At 62.1% G+C, this 25,201-nt stretch carries 25 protein-coding genes; 20 read left to right on the top strand and 5 right to left on the bottom strand.

Features of this window, described 5'->3' with window-relative positions; translation table 11 throughout:
- The first annotated feature begins 24 nt into the window (after positions 1 to 24).
- The 6 genes from tilS to ispD all read left to right on the top strand — a co-directional run bounded on the left by tilS (position 25) and on the right by ispD (position 6,651).
- Positions 25 to 1,308: a tRNA lysidine(34) synthetase TilS gene (tilS, locus tag LU682_RS23115; protein WP_010952684.1), complete on the top strand. Its 1,284-nt coding sequence runs from the start codon at positions 25 to 27 to the stop codon at positions 1,306 to 1,308.
- Positions 1,309 to 1,575: 267 nt separating this feature from the next.
- On the top strand, positions 1,576 to 3,204 hold the full coding sequence (gene pyrG / locus LU682_RS23110) for a CTP synthase (protein WP_003252329.1): 1,629 nt from the start codon (positions 1,576 to 1,578) through the stop codon (positions 3,202 to 3,204).
- A gap of 3 nt (positions 3,205 to 3,207) precedes the next feature.
- Positions 3,208 to 4,053 (top strand): 3-deoxy-8-phosphooctulonate synthase, encoded by an 846-nt coding sequence (gene kdsA / locus LU682_RS23105; protein ID WP_010952685.1) that lies wholly within the window; start codon positions 3,208 to 3,210, stop codon positions 4,051 to 4,053.
- Positions 4,054 to 4,207: 154 nt separating this feature from the next.
- Positions 4,208 to 5,497 (top strand): phosphopyruvate hydratase, encoded by a 1,290-nt coding sequence (gene eno, locus LU682_RS23100; protein ID WP_003252333.1) that lies wholly within the window; start codon positions 4,208 to 4,210, stop codon positions 5,495 to 5,497.
- Positions 5,498 to 5,665: 168 nt separating this feature from the next.
- Positions 5,666 to 5,947 (top strand): cell division protein FtsB, encoded by a 282-nt coding sequence (gene ftsB, locus LU682_RS23095; RefSeq protein WP_004576849.1) that lies wholly within the window; start codon positions 5,666 to 5,668, stop codon positions 5,945 to 5,947.
- Positions 5,944 to 6,651, top strand: coding sequence for a 2-C-methyl-D-erythritol 4-phosphate cytidylyltransferase (gene ispD, locus LU682_RS23090; protein ID WP_010952686.1), 708 nt, complete (start codon positions 5,944 to 5,946; stop codon positions 6,649 to 6,651). The genes ftsB and ispD overlap by 4 nt, the downstream gene beginning before the upstream one ends.
- Before the next feature lie 127 nt (positions 6,652 to 6,778).
- Here the strand turns inward: ispD and LU682_RS23085 are convergent, their stop codons facing one another.
- Positions 6,779 to 7,675, bottom strand: coding sequence for a LysR substrate-binding domain-containing protein (locus tag LU682_RS23085; RefSeq protein WP_010952687.1), 897 nt, complete (start codon positions 7,673 to 7,675; stop codon positions 6,779 to 6,781).
- Between the two features lie 107 nt (positions 7,676 to 7,782).
- Between LU682_RS23085 and LU682_RS23080 the strand changes: the two genes are divergently transcribed.
- The 8 genes from LU682_RS23080 to rpoS all read left to right on the top strand — a co-directional run bounded on the left by LU682_RS23080 (position 7,783) and on the right by rpoS (position 15,021).
- Entirely contained in the window at positions 7,783 to 8,895 is a 1,113-nt protein-coding gene (locus LU682_RS23080) for an S-(hydroxymethyl)glutathione dehydrogenase/class III alcohol dehydrogenase (RefSeq protein ID WP_014592131.1), read from the top strand.
- An 8-nt stretch (positions 8,896 to 8,903) separates the two neighbouring features.
- Positions 8,904 to 9,758: an S-formylglutathione hydrolase gene (gene fghA, locus LU682_RS23075; protein WP_003252340.1), complete on the top strand. Its 855-nt coding sequence runs from the start codon at positions 8,904 to 8,906 to the stop codon at positions 9,756 to 9,758.
- Between the two features lie 112 nt (positions 9,759 to 9,870).
- Positions 9,871 to 10,344, top strand: a complete 474-nt coding sequence (gene ispF, locus LU682_RS23070; protein WP_003252342.1) for a 2-C-methyl-D-erythritol 2,4-cyclodiphosphate synthase — start codon at positions 9,871 to 9,873, stop codon at positions 10,342 to 10,344.
- Positions 10,341 to 11,399, top strand: a complete 1,059-nt coding sequence (gene truD, locus LU682_RS23065; RefSeq protein WP_010952689.1) for a tRNA pseudouridine(13) synthase TruD — start codon at positions 10,341 to 10,343, stop codon at positions 11,397 to 11,399. Before ispF ends, truD begins: the two co-directional genes overlap by 4 nt.
- Positions 11,387 to 12,136, top strand: a complete 750-nt coding sequence (surE, locus tag LU682_RS23060; RefSeq protein WP_010952690.1) for a 5'/3'-nucleotidase SurE — start codon at positions 11,387 to 11,389, stop codon at positions 12,134 to 12,136. The genes truD and surE overlap by 13 nt, the downstream gene beginning before the upstream one ends.
- A gap of 35 nt (positions 12,137 to 12,171) precedes the next feature.
- Entirely contained in the window at positions 12,172 to 12,810 is a 639-nt protein-coding gene (locus LU682_RS23055) for a protein-L-isoaspartate(D-aspartate) O-methyltransferase (protein ID WP_003252348.1), read from the top strand.
- A 237-nt stretch (positions 12,811 to 13,047) separates the two neighbouring features.
- Positions 13,048 to 13,905 (top strand): peptidoglycan DD-metalloendopeptidase family protein, encoded by an 858-nt coding sequence (locus tag LU682_RS23050; protein ID WP_049588177.1) that lies wholly within the window; start codon positions 13,048 to 13,050, stop codon positions 13,903 to 13,905.
- Between the two features lie 108 nt (positions 13,906 to 14,013).
- The gene (gene rpoS, locus LU682_RS23045; protein WP_003252351.1) at positions 14,014 to 15,021 is read left to right on the top strand and encodes an RNA polymerase sigma factor RpoS; all 1,008 of its coding nucleotides are present in this window, start codon (positions 14,014 to 14,016) and stop codon (positions 15,019 to 15,021) included.
- 532 nt (positions 15,022 to 15,553) lie between these two features.
- Here the strand turns inward: rpoS and fdxA are convergent.
- Together fdxA and mutS are read right to left on the bottom strand one after the other, a co-directional pair.
- Positions 15,554 to 15,877 carry a ferredoxin FdxA gene (gene fdxA, locus LU682_RS23040; protein ID WP_003252355.1) on the bottom strand — a complete coding sequence of 108 codons (324 nt, stop codon included), beginning with the start codon at positions 15,875 to 15,877 and terminating at the stop codon, positions 15,554 to 15,556.
- A gap of 140 nt (positions 15,878 to 16,017) precedes the next feature.
- The gene (gene mutS / locus LU682_RS23035) at positions 16,018 to 18,591 is read right to left on the bottom strand and encodes a DNA mismatch repair protein MutS (protein ID WP_010952693.1); all 2,574 of its coding nucleotides are present in this window, start codon (positions 18,589 to 18,591) and stop codon (positions 16,018 to 16,020) included.
- 184 nt (positions 18,592 to 18,775) lie between these two features.
- Between mutS and LU682_RS23030 the strand changes: the two genes are divergently transcribed.
- From LU682_RS23030 to recX, 4 genes are all read left to right on the top strand, one after another.
- Positions 18,776 to 19,843 (top strand): hypothetical protein, encoded by a 1,068-nt coding sequence (locus LU682_RS23030; RefSeq protein ID WP_049588159.1) that lies wholly within the window; start codon positions 18,776 to 18,778, stop codon positions 19,841 to 19,843.
- Positions 19,844 to 19,898: 55 nt separating this feature from the next.
- A complete protein-coding gene (locus tag LU682_RS23025) occupies positions 19,899 to 20,381 on the top strand; it encodes a CinA family protein (protein ID WP_010952695.1) in 483 nt (160 codons plus the stop codon).
- Positions 20,382 to 20,484: 103 nt separating this feature from the next.
- Positions 20,485 to 21,552, top strand: coding sequence for a recombinase RecA (gene recA, locus LU682_RS23020; RefSeq protein WP_003252365.1), 1,068 nt, complete (start codon positions 20,485 to 20,487; stop codon positions 21,550 to 21,552).
- 21 nt (positions 21,553 to 21,573) lie between these two features.
- Positions 21,574 to 22,044: a recombination regulator RecX gene (gene recX / locus LU682_RS23015; protein ID WP_010952696.1), complete on the top strand. Its 471-nt coding sequence runs from the start codon at positions 21,574 to 21,576 to the stop codon at positions 22,042 to 22,044.
- 276 nt (positions 22,045 to 22,320) lie between these two features.
- Here recX and LU682_RS23010 read toward each other — a convergent pair whose 3' ends face one another.
- Positions 22,321 to 23,439 (bottom strand): LOG family protein, encoded by a 1,119-nt coding sequence (locus tag LU682_RS23010; protein WP_010952697.1) that lies wholly within the window; start codon positions 23,437 to 23,439, stop codon positions 22,321 to 22,323.
- Between the two features lie 160 nt (positions 23,440 to 23,599).
- On the opposite strand from LU682_RS23010, the gene LU682_RS23005 reads away from it, so the two are divergent.
- Positions 23,600 to 23,809, top strand: a complete 210-nt coding sequence (locus tag LU682_RS23005) for a hypothetical protein (protein WP_020193312.1) — start codon at positions 23,600 to 23,602, stop codon at positions 23,807 to 23,809.
- A gap of 14 nt (positions 23,810 to 23,823) precedes the next feature.
- On the opposite strand, the gene LU682_RS23000 is transcribed toward LU682_RS23005, so the two are convergent.
- Entirely contained in the window at positions 23,824 to 24,243 is a 420-nt protein-coding gene (locus LU682_RS23000; RefSeq protein WP_003252372.1) for a quorum-sensing-regulated virulence factor family protein, read from the bottom strand.
- A 216-nt stretch (positions 24,244 to 24,459) separates the two neighbouring features.
- Between LU682_RS23000 and LU682_RS22995 the strand changes: the two genes are divergently transcribed.
- Positions 24,460 to 25,170, top strand: a complete 711-nt coding sequence (locus tag LU682_RS22995; RefSeq protein ID WP_003252373.1) for a tRNA-uridine aminocarboxypropyltransferase — start codon at positions 24,460 to 24,462, stop codon at positions 25,168 to 25,170.
- Positions 25,171 to 25,201: the final 31 nt, after the last annotated feature.

Genomic DNA, 25,201 nt, shown 5'->3' with positions numbered 1-25,201 from the left:
TTTCTGGAATCGAGCGAGGGCTAGATGATCAACCTCACTCCTTGGCTCAACGCCCCCACCTGGTACGTCGCCTTCTCCGGCGGCCTCGATTCCACCGTCCTCCTGCACCTGCTGGCCGAATACGCCCGCAACCACGCATCCCCCCCGCTGCGCGCCATCCATATCCACCACGGCCTGCAAGCTGCTGCCGACGCCTGGCCCGCCCACTGCCAGGCCATCTGCGACAATTTCGACGTTGAACTTCAGGTCATCCACGTCCAGGTCTCCCCAGGCGCCAGCCTTGAACAGGCCGCTCGCGATGCCCGCTATGCCGCCTTCAGGCAAGTGCTCGGCCCGGGCGATATCCTGTTCACCGGCCAGCACCGCGACGACCAGGCCGAGACCCTGCTGTTCCGCCTGTTGCGCGGTGCCGGCCTGCGGGGCCTGGCGGCAATGCCGGGGCAGCGGGCGCTGGGGCAGGGCAGCCTGGTCAGGCCGTTACTGGCCTGTTCCCGGCAACATTTGCAGGAGTATGCTCAAGCCCAAGGGCTGACCTGGATCGAAGACCCGTCAAACGTCGACACACAATTCGCCCGCAACTACCTGCGCGGCGAAGTGATGCCGCACTTGCAGCAACGTTGGCCACAGGCCAGCCAGAACTTCGCCCGTGCAGCAGAGCATCTGGGCGAGGCGCTGGGTTTGCTGGACGAACTGGCCCAGGAGGATCTGGCGCTTGCGGGTAAGGGGGCGCCCCTCGCCTGGCCGGGGCTGGATTCCCTCGACCTGGCCGCCCTGCTGGCGTTATCGCCGGCCCGTCAGCGCAATGCCTTGCAGTACTGGCTGAGCCAGCGCACCCGTTTGCCCGATACCCGGCACTGGGCCGGCTGGGCAGACCTGCGCGATGCCGGTGCCGATGCCCGGCCAGTCTGGCGGCTTGCCGATGGACGGTTGGTGCGTAGCCACGGGCGCATCTGGTGGTTGAGCGGTGATTGGCTACAGCAACCGGCTGGCTCGCTGGCCTGGCCCGACCCTGATGGGCCGTTGCGGTTGCCGGGCAATGGTTGCGTGCGTCTTGTTGGCGCAGCCGTGCCGAGCGGGTTGCGCATTGCCTACCGTCAGGGGGGTGAAATGCTGGAGGTTCCCGGCCGTGGTCGGCGGGACCTCAAGCGCCTGCTCAACGAACAGCAGGTGCCGCATTTCCTGCGCTCGCGCCTGCCGTTGCTGTATCACGGCGAATGCCTGCTGGCGGTGGCCAACCTGCCCGGGCTGGTGCAGGCGGATTGCCAACTGCACTGGCAGTTACCGACGAACGCGCAAGGTTTGAGCTGAAGGGTACATTCCGGTAGACTACCCTCCCTTCTTGATACAACTTCTGTGGGTTCCGCGAAAACACAGGAGTTGCCGATTACCAAGCAGTTTTTTGCCGAGCTGATTCTGGAAATGACGAGCGAACGCCATGCCGGGTATACCCTGGCTGTACAGACGCGGCAGTTTTTCGAGATGCACTGTGATTGACGCAGGTGATCGGGGGCTTCGGCCTTCCTTCGCTTTCTCCGGCGGCGCTGGCCGCCTTAACGCAGACTTCTAGGGTTTTTCATGACGCGCTACATATTCGTCACGGGCGGTGTTGTTTCTTCATTGGGGAAAGGCATTGCCTCGGCTTCCCTGGCGGCCATCCTGGAAGCGCGGGGCCTGAAGGTCACCATGCTCAAGCTGGATCCGTACATCAACGTCGACCCGGGTACCATGAGCCCGTTCCAGCACGGTGAAGTTTTTGTCACCCACGATGGCGCCGAGACCGACCTCGACCTGGGGCACTACGAGCGGTTCATCCGCACCACCATGACCCAGAACAACAACTTCACCACCGGCCGTATCTACGAGCACGTGCTGCGCAAAGAGCGTCGTGGTGATTATCTGGGCGCGACCATCCAGGTCATCCCGCACATCACCGACGAAATCAAGCGTCGCATCATCAAGGGTGCCGGCGATGCCGACGTGGCCCTGGTGGAGATCGGCGGTACCGTGGGTGATATCGAGTCGCAGCCGTTCCTCGAGGCGATTCGCCAGCTGCGTGTCGAAGTGGGCTCCAAGCGTGCCATGCTGATGCACCTGACCCTGGTCCCGTACATCGCCACCGCTGGCGAAACCAAGACCAAGCCGACCCAGCACTCGGTCAAGGAGCTGCGCTCCATCGGCCTGCAGCCTGACGTGCTGATCTGCCGCTCCGACCACCCGGTGGATGCTTCGTCGCGTCGCAAGATCGCGCTGTTCACCAACGTTGAAGAGCGTGCGGTGATTTCGCTGGAAGACGTCGACACCATCTACAAGATCCCGGGCGTGCTGCATGCTCAGGGCCTGGACGACTTCGTCGTCGAGCGCTTCGGCCTGCAGTGCAATGGCGCCGACCTGTCCGAGTGGGACAAGGTGGTCGATGCCAAGCTCAACCCGGAGCACGAAGTGACCATCGCCATGGTCGGCAAGTACATGGAGCTGCTGGATGCGTACAAGTCGCTGATCGAAGCGATGAGCCACGCCGGCATCACCAACCGGACCAAGGTCAACCTGCGCTACATCGATTCGGAAGACATCGAGAACCAGGGCACCAGCCTGCTCGAAGGCGCCGATGCCATCCTGGTACCGGGCGGTTTCGGCCTGCGCGGTGTGGAAGGCAAGATCACTGCGGTGCAATACGCCCGTGAGAACAAGGTGCCGTACCTGGGTATCTGCCTGGGCATGCAGGTGGCCGTCATCGAATTCGCCCGTAACGTGATGGGCTGGAAAGACGCCAACTCCACCGAGTTCGACCGTAACAGCGGCCACCCAGTGGTCGGCCTGATCACCGAGTGGGCCGATGCCACCGGTGCCGTCGAGACCCGCGACGAGGCTTCCGACCTGGGCGGCACCATGCGCCTGGGCGCACAGGATTGCCAGCTGGCTGCCGGTTCCAAGGTGCACGACTGCTACGGCAAGGACGTGATCACCGAGCGTCACCGTCACCGCTACGAAGTGAACAACAACCTGCTGCCACAACTGGTGGAAGCTGGTCTGGTGGTTTCCGGCCGTTCCGAAGACGGCGCGCTGGTGGAAGTGGTCGAGTCCAAGGATCACCCATGGTTCGTCGCTTGCCAGTTCCACCCGGAGTTCACCTCTACCCCGCGTGACGGCCACCCGCTGTTCAGTGGTTTCGTCAAGGCAGCCCTGGCTCAGAAGAACAAGGCCTGATCGATGACCCAGAAGATCATTCGCGTCGGTAACATCGAGATCGCCAACGACAAGCCGTTCGTCCTGTTCGGCGGCATGAACGTTCTGGAATCCCGTGACCTGGCGATGAAGGTCTGCGAAGAGTACGTGCGGGTTACCGAGAAGCTCGGTATCCCGTACGTGTTCAAGGCCAGTTTCGACAAGGCCAACCGTTCGTCGGTAACGTCCTACCGTGGCCCTGGCATGGAAGAGGGGCTGAAGATCTTCGAAGAGATCAAGCGCACCTTCAACGTGCCGGTGATCACCGATGTGCACGAGCCTTACCAGGCCGAGCCCGTCGCCAAGGTATGCGACATCATCCAGCTGCCGGCTTTCCTGTCGCGGCAGACTGACCTGGTGGTGGCCATGGCCAAAACCGGCGTGGTGATCAACATCAAGAAGGCTCAGTTCCTCGCACCTCAGGAAATGAAACACATCCTGGCCAAGTGCGAAGAGGCCGGTAACGACCAGTTGATACTCTGCGAACGTGGTTCGAGCTTCGGCTACAACAACCTGGTTGTCGACATGCTGGGCTTCGGCATCATGAAGCAGTTCGAGTACCCGGTGTTCTTCGACGTGACCCACGCCCTGCAGATGCCGGGTGGCCGCGCCGATTCCGCCGGCGGTCGTCGGGCCCAGGTCACTGACCTGGCCAAGGCCGGCATGAGTCAGGGCCTGGCCGGGCTTTTCCTCGAGGCCCACCCCGACCCGGACAACGCCAAGTGCGATGGCCCATGCGCCCTGCGCCTGGATAAACTGGAGCCGTTCCTGGTCCAGCTCAAGCAATTGGACGACCTGGTGAAAAGTTTTCCGACGGTAGAAACCGCGTAAAGCTCATTTCTCGGGTAAAGTACCGCCCGATCCACCCCTGACCAGTCGGTCAGGGGCTCCCTTCATCAGGCCTGCCCAAAGCAAGTTCGCCCGGTGAACGGCAAGAATTTCCTAAGCTAAGTTGTTTTCGTCAAATTCTGGAGTGCTTACAACAATGGCAAAAATCGTCGACATCAAAGGTCGTGAAGTTCTCGATTCGCGTGGCAACCCCACTGTGGAAGCCGACGTACTGCTCGACAACGGCATCATCGGCAGCGCTTGCGCGCCGTCCGGTGCTTCTACCGGCTCGCGCGAAGCGCTGGAGCTGCGTGATGGCGACAAGAGCCGTTACCTGGGCAAGGGCGTGCTGAAGGCCGTCGCCAACATCAACGGCCCGATCCGTGACCTGCTGCTGGGCAAGGATCCTTCCGATCAGAAGGCTCTGGACCGCGCCATGATCGAACTGGACGGTACCGAGAACAAGGCCAAGCTGGGCGCCAACGCCATCCTGGCTGTTTCCCTGGCTGCCGCCAAAGCTGCTGCCCAGGACCAGGACCTGCCGCTGTACGCGCACATCGCCAACCTGAACGGCACCCCGGGCCAGTACTCGATGCCGGTTCCGATGATGAACATCATCAACGGTGGCGAGCACGCCGACAACAACGTCGACATCCAGGAGTTCATGGTTCAGCCGGTTGGCGCCAAGACCTTCTCTGACGGCCTGCGCATGGGTACCGAAATCTTCCACCACCTCAAGGCTGTACTGAAGGCCCGTGGCCTGAACACCGCCGTAGGTGATGAAGGTGGTTTCGCCCCTAACCTGGCATCCAACGAAGACGCCCTGGGCGCCATCGCTGAAGCTGTCGAAAAAGCCGGCTACAAGCTGGGCACCGACGTGACCCTGGCCCTGGACTGCGCGGCTTCCGAATTCTACGAAGACGGCAAGTACAACCTGTCCGGCGAAGGCAAGTCGTTCGACGCCGAAGGCTTCGCCGACTACCTGAAAGGCCTGACCGAGCGTTTCCCGATCATTTCGATCGAAGACGGCCTGGACGAGTCCGACTGGGCTGGCTGGAAAATCCTCACTGACAAGATCGGTGAAAAAGTCCAGCTGGTCGGTGACGACCTGTTCGTGACCAACACCAAGATCCTCAAGGAAGGCATCGAGAAAGGCATCGGTAACTCGATCCTGATCAAGTTCAACCAGATCGGCTCGCTGACCGAAACCCTGGAAGCCATCCAGATGGCCAAGGCTGCTGGTTACACTGCAGTGATCTCGCACCGTTCCGGTGAAACCGAAGACTCGACCATTGCCGACCTGGCTGTGGGTACTGCTGCTGGCCAGATCAAGACAGGCTCGCTGTGCCGTTCCGACCGCGTTTCCAAGTACAACCAGCTGCTGCGCATCGAAGAGCAACTGGGCGCCAAAGCGGTTTACCGCGGTCGTGCCGAGTTTCGCGGCTAAGCAAGAGATGGTAAAAAGGCAGCAGCCGGAGTTGTAGGAACGTTCGTACTGAACTTTCCTACGTACTAACGGGTTTCTGTCGACGAAGCCTGGCCTCGGCCAGGCTTCGTGCTATTCGAGGCCCCGAAGTAACAAGTACGCGGCAGCCTTTTTAACCTGGATAACGTGATGCGCAGTCCCTATTGGTTGTTCCTCGTTCTGCTCTTGCTGTTGGGTGGCCTGCAGTACCGCCTGTGGGTGGGTAACGGCAGCCTGGCGCAAGTGACCGAACTGAAGCAGCAGATTGCCGATCAGCATGCCGAAAACGAGCGCTTGCTCGAGCGTAATCGTGTGCTCGATGCTGAAGTGCTAGAGCTGAAAAAAGGCATGGAGACCGTTGAAGAACGGGCCCGCCATGAATTGGGGATGGTCAAAGAGGGCGAAACCCTCTTCCAGTTGCCACAGAAATGATCGATATCTTGCCGGCCTTCTGGGCCGTGATCCCTGCGGCGGGTGTAGGTGCCCGCATGGCTGCCGACCGCCCCAAGCAATACCTGGAGCTGGCTGGGCAGACCCTTCTCGAGCACAGCCTCGACTGTTTTCTTGGCCACCCGGCGCTCAAGGGCGTGGTGGTCAGCATTGCCGAAGATGACCCGTACTGGCCTGGCCTGCGCTGCGCCAGCGACCCACGCATCCACTGCGCGGCGGGCGGGCGTGAACGCGCTGACTCGGTGCTTAACGCCTTGCTGGTGCTGCATGCCCAGGGGGCGGCGGACAGCGACTGGGTGCTGGTGCACGATGCTGCGCGGCCGAACCTGGCGCGCAGCGACCTGGACAAGCTGTTGTCGGAGCTGGCGGACGACCCGGTGGGTGGCCTGCTGGCGGTGCCGGCGCGCGACACCCTCAAGCGTGCCGACAGCCATGGCCGGGTGAGTGCTACCGTGGACCGCAGCACCATCTGGCAGGCGTACACACCGCAGATGTTCCGCCTTGGAGCGTTGCATCGGGCGCTGGCTGAGTGCCTGGTGTCGGATGTGGTGGTGACCGACGAAGCCTCGGCCATCGAATGGTCCGGTCAGGCGCCGCGGCTGGTGGAAGGGCGCAGTGACAACATAAAGGTGACCCGGCCCGAAGATCTCGAATGGTTGCGCCAGCGCTGGGCGGGTAAACGCTGAGCGTTCTCCTGGGCTGGCCTTTTCGCGGGTAAACCCGCTCCTACAATGGATTGCATCGGTGGTTGGACACAGACCGTCGTAGGAGCGGGTTTACCCGCGAAGAGGCCAGTACCAGCAGCACATCCCGTCAGCCGAAACGATACTCCGGCAACCCCGCCAACCCCTCCTTCAGGTAATCCACCAGCCGCCGTACCTTCGGCGACAGGTGCCTCTGCTGCGGATACAGCGCCCATACCGCCGTATTCGGCGGTTGGTGCGCCTCCAGCAGCGACACCAGCGCACCACTGTTCAGGTGTTCCAGCACGTAGTAATCCGGCAACTGGCACAACCCGATTCCTTGCAGCGCCGCATCCAGCACTGCCTGGCCACTGTTGCAGCGCCAGTTACCCTGTACCCGCTGGCTGATCTCACGGCCATCCTGCTGTAGCGCCCACAAGTCCGAACTCCCCACCAGGCAATTGTGCCGCGCCAGCTCCGACAGGCTGTGTGGCCGGCCATAGCGCTCAAGATAGGCCGGCGAAACACACAGGTACATGCGCCTTGGCGCCAGGCGGGTAGCCACCAGGCGAGAGTCGGCCAGGCGGCCAAGACGGATGGCCAGGTCCATGCCTTCATGCAGCAGGTCGAGGGTGTGGTTGCTCAGCTCCACATCCACGCGCAACTGCGGGTACAGCGCCATGAATCGCGTCACCAGCGGCACGATGAAGCGCTCGCCGTAGGCCACTGCACACGTCATGCGCAACAAGCCCTTGGGTTCGCTGGCCAGGTCGCCCATGGCGCGCAGCGCTTCCTCACGGCCATCCTGCAAGCGTTGGCAATGCTGCAGGAAGGTCTGCCCGGCTTCGCTCAGGGTTACCCGGCGGGTGCTGCGATACAGCAGGCGCGTTTGCAGGCGGTCCTCCAGCCGGGCGATCTGCCGGCTGATGTGCGATGAGGAAACCCCCAGGCGTTCGGCGGCGGCAGTGAACTGGCCCGATTCGGCCACGGCGACAAATTCGTCGATGCCTTCCCATCGGCTGCTCATCGATTATCCCTGTGTGGCAATAATGTTTTGTCTTTGGCCTGATTATTAATCAAAAGGCGCTGAATTACACTGCAAGACTGAATCGATCCTCTGTCTGGAGACCTTTGATGATCAAGTCCCGTGCTGCCGTAGCCTTCGAAGCCAAGAAACCCCTGGAAATCGTCGAAGTCGACGTGGCCATGCCAAAGGCCGGTGAAGTGCTGCTGCGCGTGGTCGCCAGCGGTGTCTGCCACACCGATGCCTATACCCTGTCCGGTGCTGACCCGGAAGGTATCTTCCCGTCGATCCTTGGCCACGAAGGCGGTGCCATCGTCGAAGCGGTAGGCGAGGGGGTGACCTCGCTCGCCGTGGGTGACCACGTCATCCCGCTGTACACCCCGGAATGCGGCAAGTGCAAGTTCTGCCTCTCGGGCAAGACCAACCTGTGCCAGGCCATCCGCGCCACTCAGGGCAAGGGCCTGATGCCGGACGGCACCACGCGCTTCTCGTACAAGGGCCAGCAGCTGTTCCACTACATGGGCACCTCGACGTTCTCCGAATACACCGTGCTGCCGGAAATTTCCGTGGCCAAGATCCAGAAAGAAGCACCCCTGGAAAAGGTCTGCCTGCTGGGTTGCGGCGTCACCACCGGTATCGGCGCGGTGCTCAACACTGCCAAGGTCAAGCCCGGTGATACCGTGGCCATCTTCGGCCTCGGTGGCATCGGCCTGTCGGCCGTGATCGGTGCGGTCAAGGCCAAGGCCTCGCGTATCATCGCCATCGACATCAACCCGGCCAAGTTCGAAATCGCCCGCCAGTTGGGTGCCACCGATTGCGTCAACCCGAAGGACTACGATCGCCCGATCCAGGAAGTGATCGTCGACCTCACCGATGGTGGCGTGGACTTCTCCTTCGAGTGCATCGGCAACGTTCAACTGATGCGCGCCGCCCTGGAATGCTGCCACAAGGGCTGGGGAGAGTCGGTCATCATCGGTGTGGCCGGTGCCGGCCAGGAAATTTCCACGCGTCCATTCCAGCTGGTTACCGGTCGGGTTTGGCGTGGTTCGGCGTTCGGCGGCGTGCGTGGCCGCAGCGAGCTGCCGAGCTACGTGGAAATGTCCGAGAAAGGCGAGATCCCGCTGGACACCTTCATCACCCACACGATGGGGCTGGAAGACATCAACAAGGCCTTCGACCTGATGCATGAAGGCAAGAGCATCCGTAGCGTGATCCACTTCTGAGGTCTGTCATGAGCCTGGATAACATCTCCTGCCAGAAGAGCTTCGGCGGCTGGCACAAGCGTTACCGGCATCATTCCAAGGTGCTGGGTTGCGATATGGTGTTCGCTGTGTACCTGCCGCCGCAGGCCGAGCAGGGCGAAAAGCTGCCGGTGCTGTACTGGCTCAGCGGCCTCACCTGCACCGACGAGAACTTCATGCAGAAGGCCGGCGCCCAGCGTCTGGCCGCCGAGCTGGGGCTGATCATCGTCGCCCCCGATACCAGCCCGCGTGGCGAGCAGGTGCCGGGCGATCCGGACGGCGCCTGGGACTTCGGCCTGGGCGCTGGCTTCTACCTCAACGCCACCCAGCAACCCTGGGCCCAGCACTACCGCATGCATGACTATGTGGTGGAGGAGTTGCCAGCCCTGATCGAGGCACACTTCCCGGCGTCGGGCGAGCGCAGCATCAGCGGCCACTCCATGGGTGGGCATGGCGCGCTGGTGTGCGCCTTGCGCAATCCGGGGCGCTACCGCTCGGTGTCGGCATTCTCGCCGATCAGCAATCCGATGGATTGTCCGTGGGGCGAGAAGGCCTTCAGCCGCTACCTGGGTGAAGACCGTGGGCGCTGGCGTGAGTGGGATGCCAGCGTGCTGCTGGCCGAAACCCCGGCAGGCCAATGCCCGCCGTTGCTGGTGGATCAGGGCGACCGTGACGACTTCCTCGAGAAGCAACTCAAGCCTGAAGCGCTGGAACAGGCGGCACGCAAAGGTGGCCATGCAATGACCCTGCGTATGCAGCCAGGCTATGACCATAGCTACTACTTCATTGCCAGCTTCATCGAGGAGCACCTGCGCCATCATGCGGTGGCACTGGGGCGGGTTTAACGCCTCCTGTGGGAGCGGGCGTGCCCGCGAAGGGCTGCACAGCAGCCCCAATCCCACAAATCCCCTGCAAAGCAGGTAGAATCACGCCCTGACTCATTCAGGGCGTTTTCTTATGCGTATTGGCCACGGCTACGATGTGCACCGTTTCTGCGACGGTGATTTCATTACCCTGGGCGGGGTGCGTATCCCCCACAAATACGGCCTGCTGGCCCACTCCGACGGTGACGTGCTGCTGCACGCCCTGAGCGATGCCTTGCTTGGCGCTGCGGCGCTGGGCGACATCGGCAAGCACTTCCCTGACACTGACCCGCAGTTCAAGGGGGCTGACAGCCGCGCGCTGCTGCGCCATGTGGTCGGCATCGTCAAGGCCAAGGGCTGGAAGGTCGGCAACGTTGACGCCACCATCGTCGCCCAGGCACCGAAAATGGCCCCACACATCGAAACCATGCGCCAGCTGATCGCCGAAGACCTGCAGGTCGAGCTCGACCAGGTCAATGTCAAGGCCACCACCACAGAGAAGCTTGGCTTTACCGGCCGCGAGGAGGGCATTGCCGTGCATTCGGTCGCCCTGCTGCTGCCAGCATGACCGAACTGGAATTGCTGGGCCCGCGCGCATCGGGCGAACCCCTGGGCACCGCCATCCTCAAAGCGGTCGCCGAAGACTTTCAGGTTGACGAAGTCCTCGATATACCGCTATCGGGCCAAGGCGAGCACCTGTGGCTGTGGGTCGAGAAGCGTGATCTGAACACTGAAGAAGCCGCCCGGCGCCTCGCCCGCGCCGCTGGCGTGCCGGTGCGCAGCATCAGCTACGCCGGCCTGAAGGACCGCCAGGCGCTGACCCGCCAGTGGTTCAGCCTGCACCTGCCGGGCAAGGCCGATCCGGATCTGTCGCGTGCCGAGGATGCCAGCCTGCGTGTGCTCAAGCAGGTGCGTCACCAGCGCAAACTGCAGCGCGGCGCGCATTCGGCCAACGGGTTCACCTTGCGCCTGACCGCCCTGGCTGCCGATCACCAGGCGGTGGATGCCCGCCTGGAGCAGCTGAGGCAGCAAGGTGTGCCCAACTATTTCGGCACCCAGCGCTTCGGGCACGGGGGTGGCAACGTCCATGACGCCCTCGATTGGGCCGCGCGCAAGGCTTTGCCTGAACAGCGCAACGTGCGTTCGCGGCTGCTTTCGGCCGGGCGCAGCTACCTGTTCAATCAGTTGCTGGCTGCGCGTGTGGCTGACGGTAGCTGGGCCCGAGCCCAGGTCGGCGACCTGCTGGCGTTCACCGACAGCCGCAGTTTCTTCCCGGCGGGTGAGGCGGAATGTGCCGACCCGCGCCTGGCGATTCTCGACCTGCATCCAACCGGCCCGATGTGGGGGGAAGGCGCTTCACCTGCTGGCGGTGCGCCTGCGCAGCTGGAAAACGCTATCGGCGCACGTCAGCCGGCACTTTGCCAGTGGCTGGCCCAGGCGGGCATGGATCACGAACGGCGAATTCTGCGGCTCCCTATTGGCGGCCTGACGTGGCATTATCCCGAGCCTGATATCCTGCAACTGGAATTCGTCCTGCCGGCCGGATGCTTCGCCACCGTGGTGGTGCGTGAAGTCGTGGATCTGGTGTCGGCAGGGCAGACGGACAGCCCATGCGTATTCTGATTTCGAATGACGACGGTGTTACCGCACCTGGCATCGCCGCGCTGCACGCTGCGCTGGCGGATTATGCCGAGTGCGCGGTGATCGCCCCGGATCAAGACAAGAGCGGCGCCAGCAGTTCGCTGACGCTGGACCGGCCACTGCATCCGCAGACCCTGGCCAATGGCTTCATCAGCCTCAACGGCACGCCGACCGACTGCGTGCACCTGGGGCTCAATGGGCTGTTGCCGCAGATGCCGGACATGGTCGTGTCGGGGATCAACCTCGGTGCCAACCTGGGCGATGACGTGCTGTATTCGGGAACGGTCGCTGCGGCGCTGGAAGGCCGCTTCCTCGGCGGTACCTCGCTGGCGTTCTCGCTGTTGTCGCGCCAGCCGGACAACCTGCCGACTGCGGCCTATATCGCCCGTCGTCTGGTCGAAGCACAGTCGCGTCTGGTGTTGCCGCCACGCACCGTACTCAACGTCAATATTCCCAACTTGCCGCTGGAGCACATCCGTGGCATCCAGCTCACCCGTCTCGGTCACCGGGCGCGGGCGGCGGCGCCCACCAAGGTGGTCAACCCGCGTGGCAAGGAAGGCTACTGGATTGCCGTGGCCGGTGATGCCGAGGACGGCGGCCCAGGCACCGACTTCCACGCAGTGATGCAAGGCTACGTATCGATTACCCCGTTGCAGCTCGACCGCACCTTCAATGATGCCTTCGAGCAGCTCGATGGTTGGCTGGAGGGCCTGCTCTGATGCGTGAGGACGATATGCTGCGGCGTGGCATCGGCATGACCTCTCAGCGTACCCGGGAGCGGCTGATCCAGCGCTTGTGCGAAGAGGGGGTTTCGAACACCAAGGTGCTCGACGTGATCCGTCGTACGCCGCGCCACCTGTTCGTCGACGAGGCGCTGGCGCATCGGGCTTACGAAGACACCGCGCTGCCGATCGGCCACAACCAGACCATCTCCCAGCCGTTCATGGTTGCTCACATGAGCGAGTTGTTGCTCGAGGCCGGGCCGCTGGACAAGGTGCTGGAGATTGGCACCGGTTCGGGCTACCAGACGGCGATCCTGGCCCAGCTGGTCGAGCGAGTGTTTTCGGTAGAGCGTATCAAGGTACTGCAGGACCGGGCCAAAGAGCGCCTGGTGGAGCTTAACCTGCGCAACGTGGTCTTCCGCTGGGGTGACGGTTGTGAGGGGTGGCCGGCGCTTGCGCCGTACAACGGCATCATCGTCACCGCCGTGGCGCCGGAAGTGCCACAGGCACTGCTCGACCAACTGGCACCCGGTGGGCGCATGGTCATCCCGGTAGGGCCGGCCGGCGAAGCGCAGCAACTGATGCTGATCGTGCGCGAGGAGCATGGATTCTCCCGTCGGGTACTGGGGGCTGTGCGTTTCGTGCCGCTGCTCAATGGTCCCCTGGCCTGAGGCCTGTTGATCCGAGCTGTGCGGGCATGAGGCGCGGTGTATTTTTGTGCCGGTGGCGAATTCTTGTCGCTTCGCCCTGTCTATCAGGCGGTGCGAAGCGCTGACGCACAGCGTGCACCGGGGTTTTATGCCCGTCTTTTGTACCCGTCTGCCATTACCGGCTGGCTTGGTTATAATTGCAACAATATTGCATTTCTTGTCTTCATATCGATTTTCGGCACCATGAGGGGAGCGCGGGTGGGTCACACAGTCATTCGGCAGCGCAAGGACGGGTCGGGTTTCAAGCTTCTGGTGATTGCATTGGCCATGGGCTCGCTTCTGGTGGGTTGCTCAAGCACCAGCAGCAACAGCGCGCGGGTGGTCGACCGCAACAACACCGTGCCCAAGCGCCCGGCGGTGACTTCTGGGCAATACATCGTCAAGCCAGGCGACACCCTGTTCTCCATCGCCTTCCGTTATGGCTGGGACTACAAGGAGCTGGCTGCACGCAACGGCATTCAGGCGCCTTATACCATCCGCCCGGGCCAAGCGATTCGTTTCAGCAGCGGTTCCAGCAGCCGCACCACGGTGGTGTCCAGCCCGTCCTCGTCAAGCCGCACCACGGTCACGCGGCGGCCTGTGGGCAGCACAGCCACGGCGCCTGCCAGCACCAGCAAACCGGCCACGTCGGCGCCTTCCGCCCCTGCCCCTGTGGTTGCTACCGTACCAGCCGCAGAGCGCGCGGTAGGTGGGTGGACCTGGCCTGCCAACGGTGTACTGATTGGAAAATTCGCTTCAAACGGTAGTTTGAATAAAGGCATTGATATCGCCGGTGATTTGGGACAGCCTGTTTTTGCTGCGTCTGATGGTGCGGTGGTTTATGCCGGGAGTGGTTTGAGGGGCTACGGCGAGCTGATCATCATCAAGCACAGCGACACCTACGTCAGTGCCTACGGTCATAACCGCAGGCTGTTGGTTCGGGAGGGGCAGCAGGTCAAGGCAGGGCAGTCGATTGCTGAAATGGGGTCTACGGGCACAGATCGGGTGAAGCTGCATTTCGAGATTCGCCGCCAGGGCAAACCCGTCGATCCACTCCAGTTCCTGCCACGTCGTTGACCGTTGTACCCAGCCTGTTCCTGTGATGTAGAGGGGACAGGCTCAAGCGCTGCCAGGGAGAAAGGTGCCGCTCGAGTCTGAGTTCGAACTCAGCAAAGGATTATAACAATGGCTCTCAGTAAAGAAGTGCCGGAGTTTGACATCGACGATGACGTCCTCCTGATGGAGACGGGTATCGTTTTGGAAACGGATGTGGTGTCAGACGAACCTGCTGTATCTTCGGTTCGGACGAGGGCCAAATCGGGCTCTTCGCTCAAGCAACACAAGTACATCGATTACAGCAGGGCGCTCGATGCCACCCAGCTGTATCTCAACGAGATTGGTTTCTCGCCGCTTCTTTCGCCGGAAGAAGAAGTGCATTTTGCGCGCTTGTCGCAAAAGGGTGACCCTGCCGGCCGCAAGCGCATGATCGAAAGCAACCTGCGCCTGGTTGTCAAAATTGCCCGTCGATACGTGAACCGTGGCCTGTCGTTGCTCGACCTGATCGAGGAGGGCAACCTGGGGCTGATCCGGGCGGTCGAGAAGTTCGACCCGGAGCGTGGTTTCCGTTTTTCGACCTATGCGACCTGGTGGATTCGCCAGACCATCGAACGGGCGATCATGAACCAGACCCGCACCATTCGCCTGCCGATCCACGTGGTCAAGGAACTGAACGTCTACCTGCGCGCCGCGCGCGAGCTGACGCAGAAACTTGACCACGAGCCCTCGCCGGAAGAAATCGCCACCTTGCTGGAAAAGCCGGTCGCCGAGGTCAAGCGTATGCTCGGCCTGAACGAGCGGGTGTCTTCGGTAGACGTGTCGCTTGGCCCGGATTCGGACAAGACCCTGCTCGATACCCTGACCGACGACCGCCCGACCGACCCGTGCGAACTGCTGCAGGATGACGACCTGTCGCAAAGCATCGATCAGTGGTTGGGTGAGTTGACCGACAAGCAGCGTGAAGTGGTTGTACGCCGCTTTGGCCTTCGCGGCCATGAAAGCAGTACCCTGGAGGATGTTGGGCTGGAGATCGGCCTTACCCGTGAACGGGTGCGGCAAATCCAGGTGGAAGGGCTCAAGCGCTTGCGCGAGATCCTTGAAAAGAATGGTCTGTCCAGCGAGTCATTGTTCCAGTAGCTAGCGCTGTAACAAAAAACGCCCCGGTGATCTCGGGGCGTTTTTGTTTGTGAAGAAAAACCAGTTTCCCCTCCGGTTGCCGGGGCGCATGGCGCCCAGACTCTGCCAGGCAAGGCACAATCAAATGTGTACCGCGCTACCCCAGTAACATCGCGTGTAAGCCTTTGCTTACTCGTTGTGTAAGCTTTCCATGCAACCTTCAGTAAATCAAAGTCGTTTCCAAAGGCTGCATTTTTACAACCCATTGAAAAGCATGGTTTATTCACCGGTGAGTAAATGTGTCCGCGGAAATACCTTGCAAGGTCCATCGCTTGCTCGCCCGGCTGAACCCGCTAGTATTCGAACTGTGCACAGGGACATGCACAGGCTTTCAGGATGAAGGCCAGGGACATCGCAAGAAGCGATTTCATCAGGATGATGTTTGGGACAAGCAGGGACTACGGAAAAAAATGTGGGCGGGTCAAACCGCCCCTTTTTTTGCCCGTAGGAAAACAAAAAAGGCCCGAAGGGCCTTTTTCGCGTCTGGGCGCTATCAGCGCTCCAGGTCGGCAATCTTGCCAGGCTTGCCATCCCATTCTTCAGCGTCCGGCAGGGCGTCCTTACGCTCGGTGATATTAGGCCAGATTTCCGCCAGCTCGGCGTTCAGCTCGATGAAGTTTTCCATGCCCGAAGGCACTTCGTCTTCCGAGAAGATGGCTTGCGCTGGGCACTCCGGCTCGCACAAGGCGCAGTCGATGCACTCGTCCGGGTGGATGACCAGGAAGTTCGGGCCTTCGTAGAAGCAGTCCACCGGACAGACTTCCACGCAGTCGGTGTATTTGCATTTGATGCAGTTGTCGGTGACGACGAAGGTCATTTCTAATTCTCTCCTCAGGCGACGGCGGCGGCCCTTCCTCTCAGGGCCGCGCGGTTTACGGGCATGTGGCTGCAGGCCAGGCTAATAACCTGCAGCACCAGCAAACCGCGGCGGATTCTACCAGCTTGTAATGGGCGCCGTTATAACAGGTTCTTTAGTTGATATAGCATTTCGATAGCTTGACGCGGGGTCATGTCGTCCAGTTGCAGCTTGCCCAGCTTCTCGATGGCTGGATGCGGCAGGCTGGCAAACAAGTCGCTCTGGTGCGGCACTTGCGGCGCGTCCTTGGCCTTGTGGGCCGCTGGCTGCTCATGGGGCAGGCTGGTGGTTTCCAGCCGGCCAAGGTGCTCGCGGGCACGCTGGATCACTGCCGTCGGTACGCCGGCCAACTGCGCAACGGCCAGGCCGTAGCTTTGGCTGGCAGGGCCGGGTAGCACGTGGTGCAGGAACACGATGCGTTCATTGTGCTCGGTGGCGTTCAGGTGCACGTTGGCCACCAGCGGCTCGCTCTCCGGCAGCACGGTCAGTTCGAAGTAGTGGGTGGCGAACAAGGTGTAGGCACGCAGCTGGGCCAGGCGCTCAGCGGCAGCCCAGGCCAGCGACAGGCCGTCGAAGGTGCTGGTACCGCGGCCCACTTCGTCCATCAGCACCAGGCTGCGGTCGGTGGCATTGTGCAGGATGTTGGCGGTTTCGCTCATCTCCACCATGAAGGTCGAGCGCCCGCCGGCCAGGTCGTCACTGGAGCCGATGCGGGTGAAGATGCGGTCGACCAGCGACAACTCGCAACTCGCCGCAGGGACGAAGCTGCCGATGTGCGCCAGCAGCACGATCAGGGCGGTCTGGCGCATGTAGGTCGACTTACCGCCCATGTTCGGGCCGGTGATGATCAGCATGCGCGTACTGTTGTCCAGGCCCAGGTCGTTGGCCACGAACGGCGTGGTCAGCACCTGCTCCACCACCGGGTGGCGGCCCTGCTCGATGCGCAGGCAAGGCTCGTCGACGAAGCGTGGGCAGTTCAGGTCGAGGTTCAGTGCGCGCTCGGCCAAGTTGCTGAGCACGTCCAGTTCGGCCAGGGCGGCTGCGCTGTCCTGCAGTGGCGCCAGGTGGCTGATCAGGGTTTCCAGCAGTGCGTCGTAGAGCATCTTCTCGCGGGCCAGGGCGCGGCTCTTGGCCGACAATGCCTTGTCCTCGAACGCCTTCAGCTCCGGGGTGATGAAGCGCTCGGCGCCTTTGAGGGTCTGGCGGCGGATGTAGTCGCCCGGGGCCTGCTCGGCCTGCTTGGTCGGCAGTTCGATGAAGTAGCCGTGCACGCGGTTGTAGCCGACCTTGAGGTTGGCCAGGCCGGTGCGAGCCTTTTCACGGGCTTCCAGGTCGATCAGGAACTGGCCGGCGTTCTCGCTGATTGCCAGCAGCTCGTCCAGTTCGTTGTCATAGCCGGCTTTCAGTACGCCGCCGTCGCGGATCACCGCCGGCGGGTTGTCGATGATCGCCCGCTCCAACAGGCTGGCCAGCTCCGGATAGGTACCGGTAATGGCCGCCAGGCGCGCCAGGTGCGGCGCTTCGAGCTCGGTCATGGCGTTCTGCAGCTCTGGCAACGCGCCCAGCGCATCGCGCAGGCGTGCCAGGTCGCGCGGGCGGGCATTGCGCAGGCCAATCCGGGCGAGGATCCGCTCGATATCGCCAATTTCCTTCAACTGCGGCTGCAGCTTCTCGAAGCGGTAGCTGTCGAGCAGGCAGCGGATCGAGTCCTGGCGTGCTTGCAGCACCTTGAGGTCGCGCAGCGGGCGGTTCAGCCAGCGGCTCAGCAGGCGGCTGGCCATGGCGGTCTGGCAGCGGTCGATCACCGATTGCAGGGTGTTGTCGCGCCCGCCGGCCAGGTTGATGTCCAGCTCCAGGTTGCGGCGGCTGGCCCCATCGAGGATGACTGTATCGTCCAGACGCTCGTGGCGCAGGCTGCGCAGGTGCGGCAGGGCGGTGCGCTGGGTTTCCTTGGCATAGGTCAGCAGGCAGCCGGCGGCGCCGATGGCCAGGGTCAGCTTGTCGCAGCCGAAGCCCTTGAGGTCCTTGGTCGCGAACTGCTGGCACAGGGCCTTGCGTGCCGAGTCTCGGTCGAAGTCCCAGGGGGCGCGGCGGCGGGCGCCTGGGCGTTTCTCCGCAGGCAGGTCCCGTGGCCAGTCGTCGGGGATCAACAGCTCGACCGGGTTCAGGCGCTCGAGTTCGGCCAGCAGGTTTTCCCAGCCCTTGATCTCCTGCACGCTGAAATTGCCGCTGGTGATGTCCAGTACCGCCAGGCCGAACAGGCGCTCGTCACCGAGCAGGGCGGCAATCAGGTTGTCGCGGCGCTCGTCGAGCAGTGCCTCGTCACTGACCGTACCCGGGGTGATGATGCGCACCACCTGGCGCTCCACCGGGCCCTTGCTGGTGGCGGGGTCGCCGATCTGCTCACAGATCACCACCGACTCGCCGAGCTTGACCAGCTTGGCCAGGTAGCCTTCCAGCGAATGGAACGGAATCCCGCACATGGGGATGGACTGGCCGGCCGACTGACCGCGGGCGGTCAGGGTGATATCCAGCAGTTTCGCGGCCTTTTTCGCATCTTCGTAGAAGATCTCGTAGAAGTCGCCCATGCGGTAGAACATCAGCTGGTCCGGGTGCTGGTTTTTCAGCTTCCAGTACTGCTGCATCATCGGGGTGTGTGCGGAAAGATCTGACATTCAGGGCCTTACAGGGGGGATCTGGTTGGCGATGGTAAACCCGTAATGGTACAGGCTTTTTCGTTGCGATGCAGGCGCGTGCTATGGGGCATGCGCGCAGTCTGGCGGGCAATGGTGGAGCTGCGCCGCGTAACCCTCTAGAATGCGCGCCCCTCGATGAATGCCCCTAGCCGTGACCTGCACGATGAATGTGTCCAGCCCTGTCCCTTATGTAACGCAACAGCTGATCTACCTCCTTTATGGCGAGCGCCGGATCTATCAGCTGGAGGCAAAACTCAGCATCCTCACCGCCCTGGCCCGTTGCAAGGCGGCTGAGCTGCCGGTGATCCGCGTGCTTACCGACCAGCCACAGGCTTTTGCCGGCTGGCCGGTGGAAGTGATCGCACTGGACGAGCAGACCTTGCAGGCCTGGGCCGGCGACGGCGGCTACACCCATCGGCGCAAGGCCTGCGCCATTGCCCAGGCCGGGCAGTGGGCGGACAAGACCGTGTTCATCGATACCGATACGGTATTTCTGCAGTCGCCGCAAAAGCTGTTCAGCCAGGTCGATGTCGGGCAATTCTTGGTCGACGAGGTGGAAATGAGCTGGGCCGAGGCCTCGCGCAGCAGCTATTACCGCAGCTTCGTCGAGGGGCTTGCGGAGTCGGGCGAAGCACCGGCCGATGCCCTGCGGCTGTGTAACAGCGGTGTGATGGGCTTTACCCGCGACGACGTTGGCATCGCCGAGCGCGCCATCGTCCGGATTGACGACTGGACGCCGTATGCCCGTGACTTGCATACGATCGAGCAGATCGCTTTTTCCTTCGAATTGCATGGCGCGCCGATCAACGAGGCGCGCGGCGTGATCAGCCATTACTTTGCGATGAAGCAGTACGTGCATGCCATTCTAGAAATCTTCTTTGCCAGGCATGGCGAGCATTTTCATTCGAAGATGCCAGGTCTGGCCCTGAAGGTGCCGGCGCATCGCCCGGTGCCCTCGTGGTTGGCTCGGCTCTCGGTGAAATGGAGCCTCAAGCATGTACCCCGGGAGTTGCGTGGCATCGGCCGCAAGTTGCTCTACGGCAGTGTGATGAGTGGTGATGATTACCAGCGCGCGTGCAAGGTGGTCTGGTGGCGTTCGGCAATCGAGGACATGCGCACGCTGGGCGGCTTCGACTGGAGCCGGGAGTGGCCTGAGGGGCTGCCGCGGCTGGGGCAGCGTGACGAACTGGCGTTCAGCGAAATCGCCCGGGCCAGCCTGAAAGTTTCCTGAGCCAGAGCCCGAAGCAGGGTGATAGGGTAGAGAGCCGCCCTCAAGGAGCACCCACATGGACCCGATCACTACGCTCGCCACCCGCCTGGGTGAACACCTGCGCCGATTCAATGCGCAGGTGACTACCGCCGAATCCTGCACCGGTGGTGGCATTGCCGAAGCCATCACCCGCATACCTGGCAGCTCGGCCTGGTTCGAGGCCGGTTACGTCACCTATTCCAATGCCCAGAAAACCCGCCAGCTGGGGGTGCCTGAAGCGTTGTTCGGTCAGGTGGGGGCGGTCAGCCAGGAAGTGGTCGAAGCCATGGTCCGCGGAGCTCAGGCTGCCAGTGGCGCACGCTTCGCCGTGGCGGTGAGTGGTGTGGCCGGGCCGGACGGCGGCTCGCCAGCCAAACCGGTGGGCACTGTGTGGCTGGCCTGGGGTGATGGCGATCGGGTGTTCAGCGAACGTCGGCAGTTCGATGGTGACCGCGAGGCGGTGCGCCGACAGACGGTGATCGCCGCGTTAGACGGCTTGTTACAGCTTGGTGCCGAGTAAATCGACGACAGGGGTTTGCGCGGGCGTCTGCCTGTGGAATAATACTGGCTACTTATACAGGTATTCCGGCCGTCAGGGCCAAGTCGAACACGTGAGGATTTCAATGGACGACAACAAGAAGCGCGCCTTGGCTGCGGCCCTGGGTCAGATCGAACGCCAATTCGGTAAAGGCGCGGTCATGCGCATGGGTGACCATGAGCGTCAAGGCATTCCGGCCATCTCCACCGGCTCGCTGGGGCTGGATATCGCCCTGGGCATCGGCGGTCTGCCAAAAGGCCGTATCGTCGAGATCTACGGCCCGGAATCGTCGGGTAAGACCACGCTGACCCTGTCTGTCATCGCTGAAGCGCAAAAGAACGGTGCTACCTGCGCCTTCGTCGACGCCGAACATGCCCTTGACCCTGAGTACGCCGGCAAGCTGGGCGTCAACGTCGATGACCTGCTGGTTTCGCAGCCGGACACCGGTGAGCAGGCCCTTGAAATCACCGACATGCTGGTGCGTTCCAACGCGGTCGACGTGATCATTGTCGACTCCGTTGCCGCGCTGGTACCGAAGGCCGAGATCGAAGGCGAGATGGGTGACATGCATGTGGGCCTGCAGGCCCGCCTGATGTCCCAGGCACTGCGTAAGATCACCGGTAACATCAAGAACGCGAACTGCCTGGTCATCTTCATCAACCAGATCCGTATGAAGATCGGTGTGATGTTCGGCAGCCCGGAAACCACTACCGGTGGTAACGCCCTGAAGTTCTATGCTTCGGTCCGTCTGGACATCCGCCGTACCGGCGCGGTCAAGGAAGGCGACGAAGTGGTCGGCAGCGAAACCCGCGTCAAGATCGTCAAGAACAAGGTCTCGCCTCCGTTCCGTCAGGCTGAGTTCCAGATTCTTTACGGGAAAGGTATCTACCGTAACGGCGAGATCATTGATCTGGGGGTATCTCAGGGCCTGGTCGAAAAGTCCGGCGCCTGGTACGCCTACCAAGGCAACAAGATCGGTCAAGGCAAAGCCAACGCTGCCAAGTACCTGGCTGAGAACCCGGCTATTGGTGCCGAGATCGAGAAGCAGATTCGTGAGAAGTTGCTGAAAGCGGGTGCTGCTGCTGAAGCCGGCAAAGCTGCTGCTGCTGAAGCTGATGCCGATGACATGGCCGACGCTGACGCCGGTTATTGATTGCGCAGTAGATAGCCGAATATGTCTGCCGTACTCGACACCCCCGTCGCCATCCGGCGGACAGCCATGGACCTGCTCGCACGACGTGAGCACGGTCGAGTCGAGCTGACGCGCAAGTTGCGTCAGCGCGGCGCTTCGGACGAGCTGATCGAGCCTGAACTCGATCGGCTCGCCGAAGAAGGGCTGCTTAGTGAAGCCCGCTACCTCGAGAGTTTCATTCGTTATCGTTCCGGCTCTGGCTATGGCCCTGCGCGTATTCGCGAAGAGCTGTGTCAGCGTGGTTTGGCGCGTGCAGATATCGACCAGGCCCTGCGTGAAAGCGAGGTGAATTGGAGCGAGCGTATGCGCGACGTGTGGCAGCGCAAGTTTGCCGGGCAGCGCCCGCAAGATCCGCGCAGCCGCGCCCAGCAGACCCGGTTCCTGGCTTACCGTGGGTTCCCTATGGACATGATCGGTCGTCTGCTCAGCGGGCGTGATCTCGACGATTATTGAAGCTCGAAACCACAGTGGGTGGCACGTGCCCGTAGCGGATAATCTGTTTTGTCAAATGCCCCCGGCTGTCTCCATTCCATACATAGGAGCGGGTTCACCCGCGAATGCGGTAGCGGCTGCGACGGCGAATGACCAGGGAAATTGGCCAGCAGGTCAGGCCCTTTCGCGGGTAAACCCGCTCCTACGACGGTCTGCGTACAACAACCCGATCAGGTGCAGGAGCAAACAGCCTAAGGTTGCTCCTGCAGGTATCACGCGAGCTGTTACAGAAAAGCATCAACTCACTTTCAGCGCCTGCCTGGCCCTCTGCGTGGTATGCATGGGTTGTGGCTTGGCCCAGTTCTCCGGCAGGTTGATGAAATCCACCAGCTCACGCAAGCGGCCCTGATCCCGGCCGTTGAAGGCGAATGAGAGGCGGGTCAGGTGGCTGTAATTGCCAACTTCGTGCTCGGCACTGCTATCCGCTTGCTGATGATATTTGCCACTCAGGCGCAAATCGGCAAACCCTTCCTGAATGTCATACAACGCCGCCTCGCTGAGCGCATGGTGCATGCGGATCACGAACTGGCTCTTCAGCCAGCGGCTGGAGTGGTAGTTGCTGTAGAACTGGTTGATTTCCTCAACCGCCTCGTCAGCGCTGTGCACCAGGCGCACCAGCTTCAGGTCGCTGGGCAGGATGTAGCGGTTTTCTTCCAACTGGCGGCTGATGAAGTCCAGGCAGTCGTGCCAGAAGCTCCCGCCCGGCGAATCCAGTAGCACCACCGGCACCAGTGGGCTCTTGCCGGTCTGGATCAGGGTCAGTACCTCCAGCGCTTCATCCAGGGTGCCGAAGCCGCCAGGGCACAGCACCAGGCCGTCGGCCTCCTTGACGAAGAACAGCTTGCGGATGAAGAAAAAGTGGAACGGCAGTAATTTGTCGGTACCGTTCACCGTCGGGTTGGCATGTTGTTCGAAGGGTAAGGTGATGTTGAAGCCCAGGCTGTGCTCGCTGCCGGCGCCTTCGTGGGCGGCCGCCATGATGCCGCCGCCGGCGCCGGTGATAACCATCAGGTCGGAGCGCGCCAGAGTGGCGCCCAGCTCGCGGGCCAGGGCGTACATCGGATGCTCCAGCGGGGTGCGTGCCGAGCCGAACACGGTCACTTTGCGTCGGTCCTTGTAGCGCTGCAGGGTCCGGAACGACTGGTCCAGTTCGCGCAGGGCCTGCAGGGTGATCTTGGCGCTCCAGCGGTCGCTGTCGTCATGGGCCATGCGCAGGATGGTCAGCATCATGTCGCGGTAGAGCGGCAGGTTGGGGCTGTTGGGGGCAACCAGTTGCAGTTGTGCTTCGATATTGCTCAGATCGATATTGTTGTCGCGGAAGTGGCTGAACAGCAGTTCATTCGAATGGTAAGGCATGCGACGTCTCCTTCTGCACCAATACCTCTGACCTCAATCTAGACCCTTGCGCCCGATCGTGCCGAGGTGTTCGGCGCCGCCGCCTGTCGGCCTGCGGCCATCGGCAGCACGGGTTTGGTTAACTGGTAGAGTGAAACGTGTCGATGCAGGAGGTGGCGGTATGCATCGCTTGGTCATCGAAGTGGACTGGCAGCTCTACCAGCAGCTGGAGAACGCGGCCCAGGTGCATCACCTGAGCCTTGAAGCCGAGTGCCGCCGCAGGCTGTCGGGGCTGGAGTGCCGGTCGCGATACTTGCAGGCGCTGTTGGCGGAGATGCGCGCCGATGCCGCTGAAGGGCGCTGGCACGCTCATGAGGACGAAAAGGCGTAGCGTTGACGCTGTGCTTACTTCTTCTTGTTGCCGGCCACGCAGCTGGCGTTGTCGAAGGCTTGGTCCATGACTGGCTGGTTGGTCTTGTAGACCGTGAAGCGGTAGACCATGACGGCGCCCTTGGACATCAGGTTGCGGAAGCCGTTGTTGCGGCACACGCTGTCGCCGAGCTGGCTGCGCACCTGCTCAGGGTTGGCCTGCATGCGTGCTGCGTGGCTCTGGCGTACGCTCAGGTGGTTGACCAGCGCCTTGCCTTCAACGGTGTAACCCTGATCGAGGATGTCCTCGTTGATTGCGCGTGGGGTTCCGACGCTGCTCTCTTTGGCGACCTTCTGCAGCAGGGTGTTCAGGTCGTAATCCTGCTTGGATGCCGCCTGGGCTGCCAGAGGCAGGGCGAGCAGCAGGCTCAGGGCGGGGGCGATAAGGCGCAGCATGAATCTCTCCTGGTTCGATGACTGGCGCTTTGACATGCGCGGGTCAACGGCGTTCCGTAAAATTGCGCGTGGCGAGGACCGGCACGGTAGAAGTCCGATTATAAGGAGCGCTTTGCTGGCTGCACAGCAATTGCCACCTGTTCTGGTAGACTGGCCGCCTTGTTTTTTCCGAGTCATCCCTGTGCCCATTTTCAATCTGTCCAGAGGCCTGCCGGCATGAGCCATGCGGTAGCGCGTCTGCGCGCCGAACGCCTGGCCCGCAGCAACAAGCCTTTCATCGCCCGTGGCTCGCGTGCCGAGCGTTGCCCGGATTGCCGGGTCATCGCCACCCATTGCCTGTGTGCCTGGAAGCCTAGGGTGCAGGCTGACGCGGGTGTGTGCCTGCTGATGCACGACACCGAGCCGCTGAAACCCACCAACACCGGCTGGTTGATTGCCGACCTGATTGAAGACACCTGGGCCTTCGGCTGGTTGCGCACCGCAGTTGACGAGCGACTGCTGGCCTTGCTCGATGACCCGCGCTGGCAGCCCTATATCGTTTTTCCGGGCGAGTTCGTTGCCCAGGAGCGGGTGGTCAGCGAGGTGGTGCGGGAGCCGGGCAAGCGGCCATTGTTCATCCTGCTGGATGCCACCTGGACCGAAGCGCGCAAGATGTTCCGCAAAAGCCCGTACCTGGACCGCTTCCCGGTGTTGAGCCTGCAAGCCGAGCAGATGTCGCGCTACCGCCTGCGGCGCTCCAAGCGCGATGATCATTTCTGTACGGCAGAAGTTGCGGCGATGTGCCTGGACCTTGCTGGCGATGGCCAGGCTTCGCAGGCGCTGGATGCCTATCTGGATGTGTTCAGCCTGCATTACCTGAGCGGCAAGCGGCGGCTGCCGCTTGACGAGCAGGACGACACCCACCAGCGTTTGCATACCTTCCTATAGTCCAAGGGGCACAACCCCTGCTTTGGTTCAT

It is taken from the genome of Pseudomonas alloputida, assembly GCF_021283545.2.
Lineage (GTDB): Bacteria > Pseudomonadota > Gammaproteobacteria > Pseudomonadales > Pseudomonadaceae > Aquipseudomonas > Aquipseudomonas alloputida.
Note: the sequence above shows the minus strand (reverse complement) of the source record. Positions and strands in the feature narration are given on the sequence as shown.

Excerpts from the sequence above, each read along its gene's own strand:
- kdsA (WP_010952685.1), top strand. The coding sequence starts at position 3,208 with ATGACCCAGAAGATCATTCGCGTCGGTAACATCGAGATCGCCAACGAC.
- LU682_RS23000 (WP_003252372.1), bottom strand. The coding sequence starts at position 24,243 with ATGCTGCGCCTTATCGCCCCCGCCCTGAGCCTGCTGCTCGCCCTGCCT.
- recA (WP_003252365.1), top strand. The coding sequence starts at position 20,485 with ATGGACGACAACAAGAAGCGCGCCTTGGCTGCGGCCCTGGGTCAGATC.
- LU682_RS23055 (WP_003252348.1), top strand. The coding sequence starts at position 12,172 with ATGACCTCTCAGCGTACCCGGGAGCGGCTGATCCAGCGCTTGTGCGAA.
- surE (WP_010952690.1), top strand. The coding sequence starts at position 11,387 with ATGCGTATTCTGATTTCGAATGACGACGGTGTTACCGCACCTGGCATC.
- mutS (WP_010952693.1), bottom strand. The coding sequence starts at position 18,591 with ATGTCAGATCTTTCCGCACACACCCCGATGATGCAGCAGTACTGGAAG.
- ispF (WP_003252342.1), top strand. The coding sequence starts at position 9,871 with ATGCGTATTGGCCACGGCTACGATGTGCACCGTTTCTGCGACGGTGAT.
- LU682_RS23025 (WP_010952695.1), top strand. The coding sequence starts at position 19,899 with ATGGACCCGATCACTACGCTCGCCACCCGCCTGGGTGAACACCTGCGC.
- LU682_RS22995 (WP_003252373.1), top strand. The coding sequence starts at position 24,460 with ATGAGCCATGCGGTAGCGCGTCTGCGCGCCGAACGCCTGGCCCGCAGC.
- fghA (WP_003252340.1), top strand. The coding sequence starts at position 8,904 with ATGAGCCTGGATAACATCTCCTGCCAGAAGAGCTTCGGCGGCTGGCAC.
- pyrG (WP_003252329.1), top strand. The coding sequence starts at position 1,576 with ATGACGCGCTACATATTCGTCACGGGCGGTGTTGTTTCTTCATTGGGG.
- LU682_RS23010 (WP_010952697.1), bottom strand. The coding sequence starts at position 23,439 with ATGCCTTACCATTCGAATGAACTGCTGTTCAGCCACTTCCGCGACAAC.
- LU682_RS23085 (WP_010952687.1), bottom strand. The coding sequence starts at position 7,675 with ATGAGCAGCCGATGGGAAGGCATCGACGAATTTGTCGCCGTGGCCGAA.
- eno (WP_003252333.1), top strand. The coding sequence starts at position 4,208 with ATGGCAAAAATCGTCGACATCAAAGGTCGTGAAGTTCTCGATTCGCGT.
- recX (WP_010952696.1), top strand. The coding sequence starts at position 21,574 with ATGTCTGCCGTACTCGACACCCCCGTCGCCATCCGGCGGACAGCCATG.
- LU682_RS23030 (WP_049588159.1), top strand. The coding sequence starts at position 18,776 with ATGAATGTGTCCAGCCCTGTCCCTTATGTAACGCAACAGCTGATCTAC.
- tilS (WP_010952684.1), top strand. The coding sequence starts at position 25 with ATGATCAACCTCACTCCTTGGCTCAACGCCCCCACCTGGTACGTCGCC.
- truD (WP_010952689.1), top strand. The coding sequence starts at position 10,341 with ATGACCGAACTGGAATTGCTGGGCCCGCGCGCATCGGGCGAACCCCTG.
- LU682_RS23005 (WP_020193312.1), top strand. The coding sequence starts at position 23,600 with ATGCATCGCTTGGTCATCGAAGTGGACTGGCAGCTCTACCAGCAGCTG.
- ftsB (WP_004576849.1), top strand. The coding sequence starts at position 5,666 with ATGCGCAGTCCCTATTGGTTGTTCCTCGTTCTGCTCTTGCTGTTGGGT.
- ispD (WP_010952686.1), top strand. The coding sequence starts at position 5,944 with ATGATCGATATCTTGCCGGCCTTCTGGGCCGTGATCCCTGCGGCGGGT.
- fdxA (WP_003252355.1), bottom strand. The coding sequence starts at position 15,877 with ATGACCTTCGTCGTCACCGACAACTGCATCAAATGCAAATACACCGAC.
- rpoS (WP_003252351.1), top strand. The coding sequence starts at position 14,014 with ATGGCTCTCAGTAAAGAAGTGCCGGAGTTTGACATCGACGATGACGTC.
- LU682_RS23080 (WP_014592131.1), top strand. The coding sequence starts at position 7,783 with ATGATCAAGTCCCGTGCTGCCGTAGCCTTCGAAGCCAAGAAACCCCTG.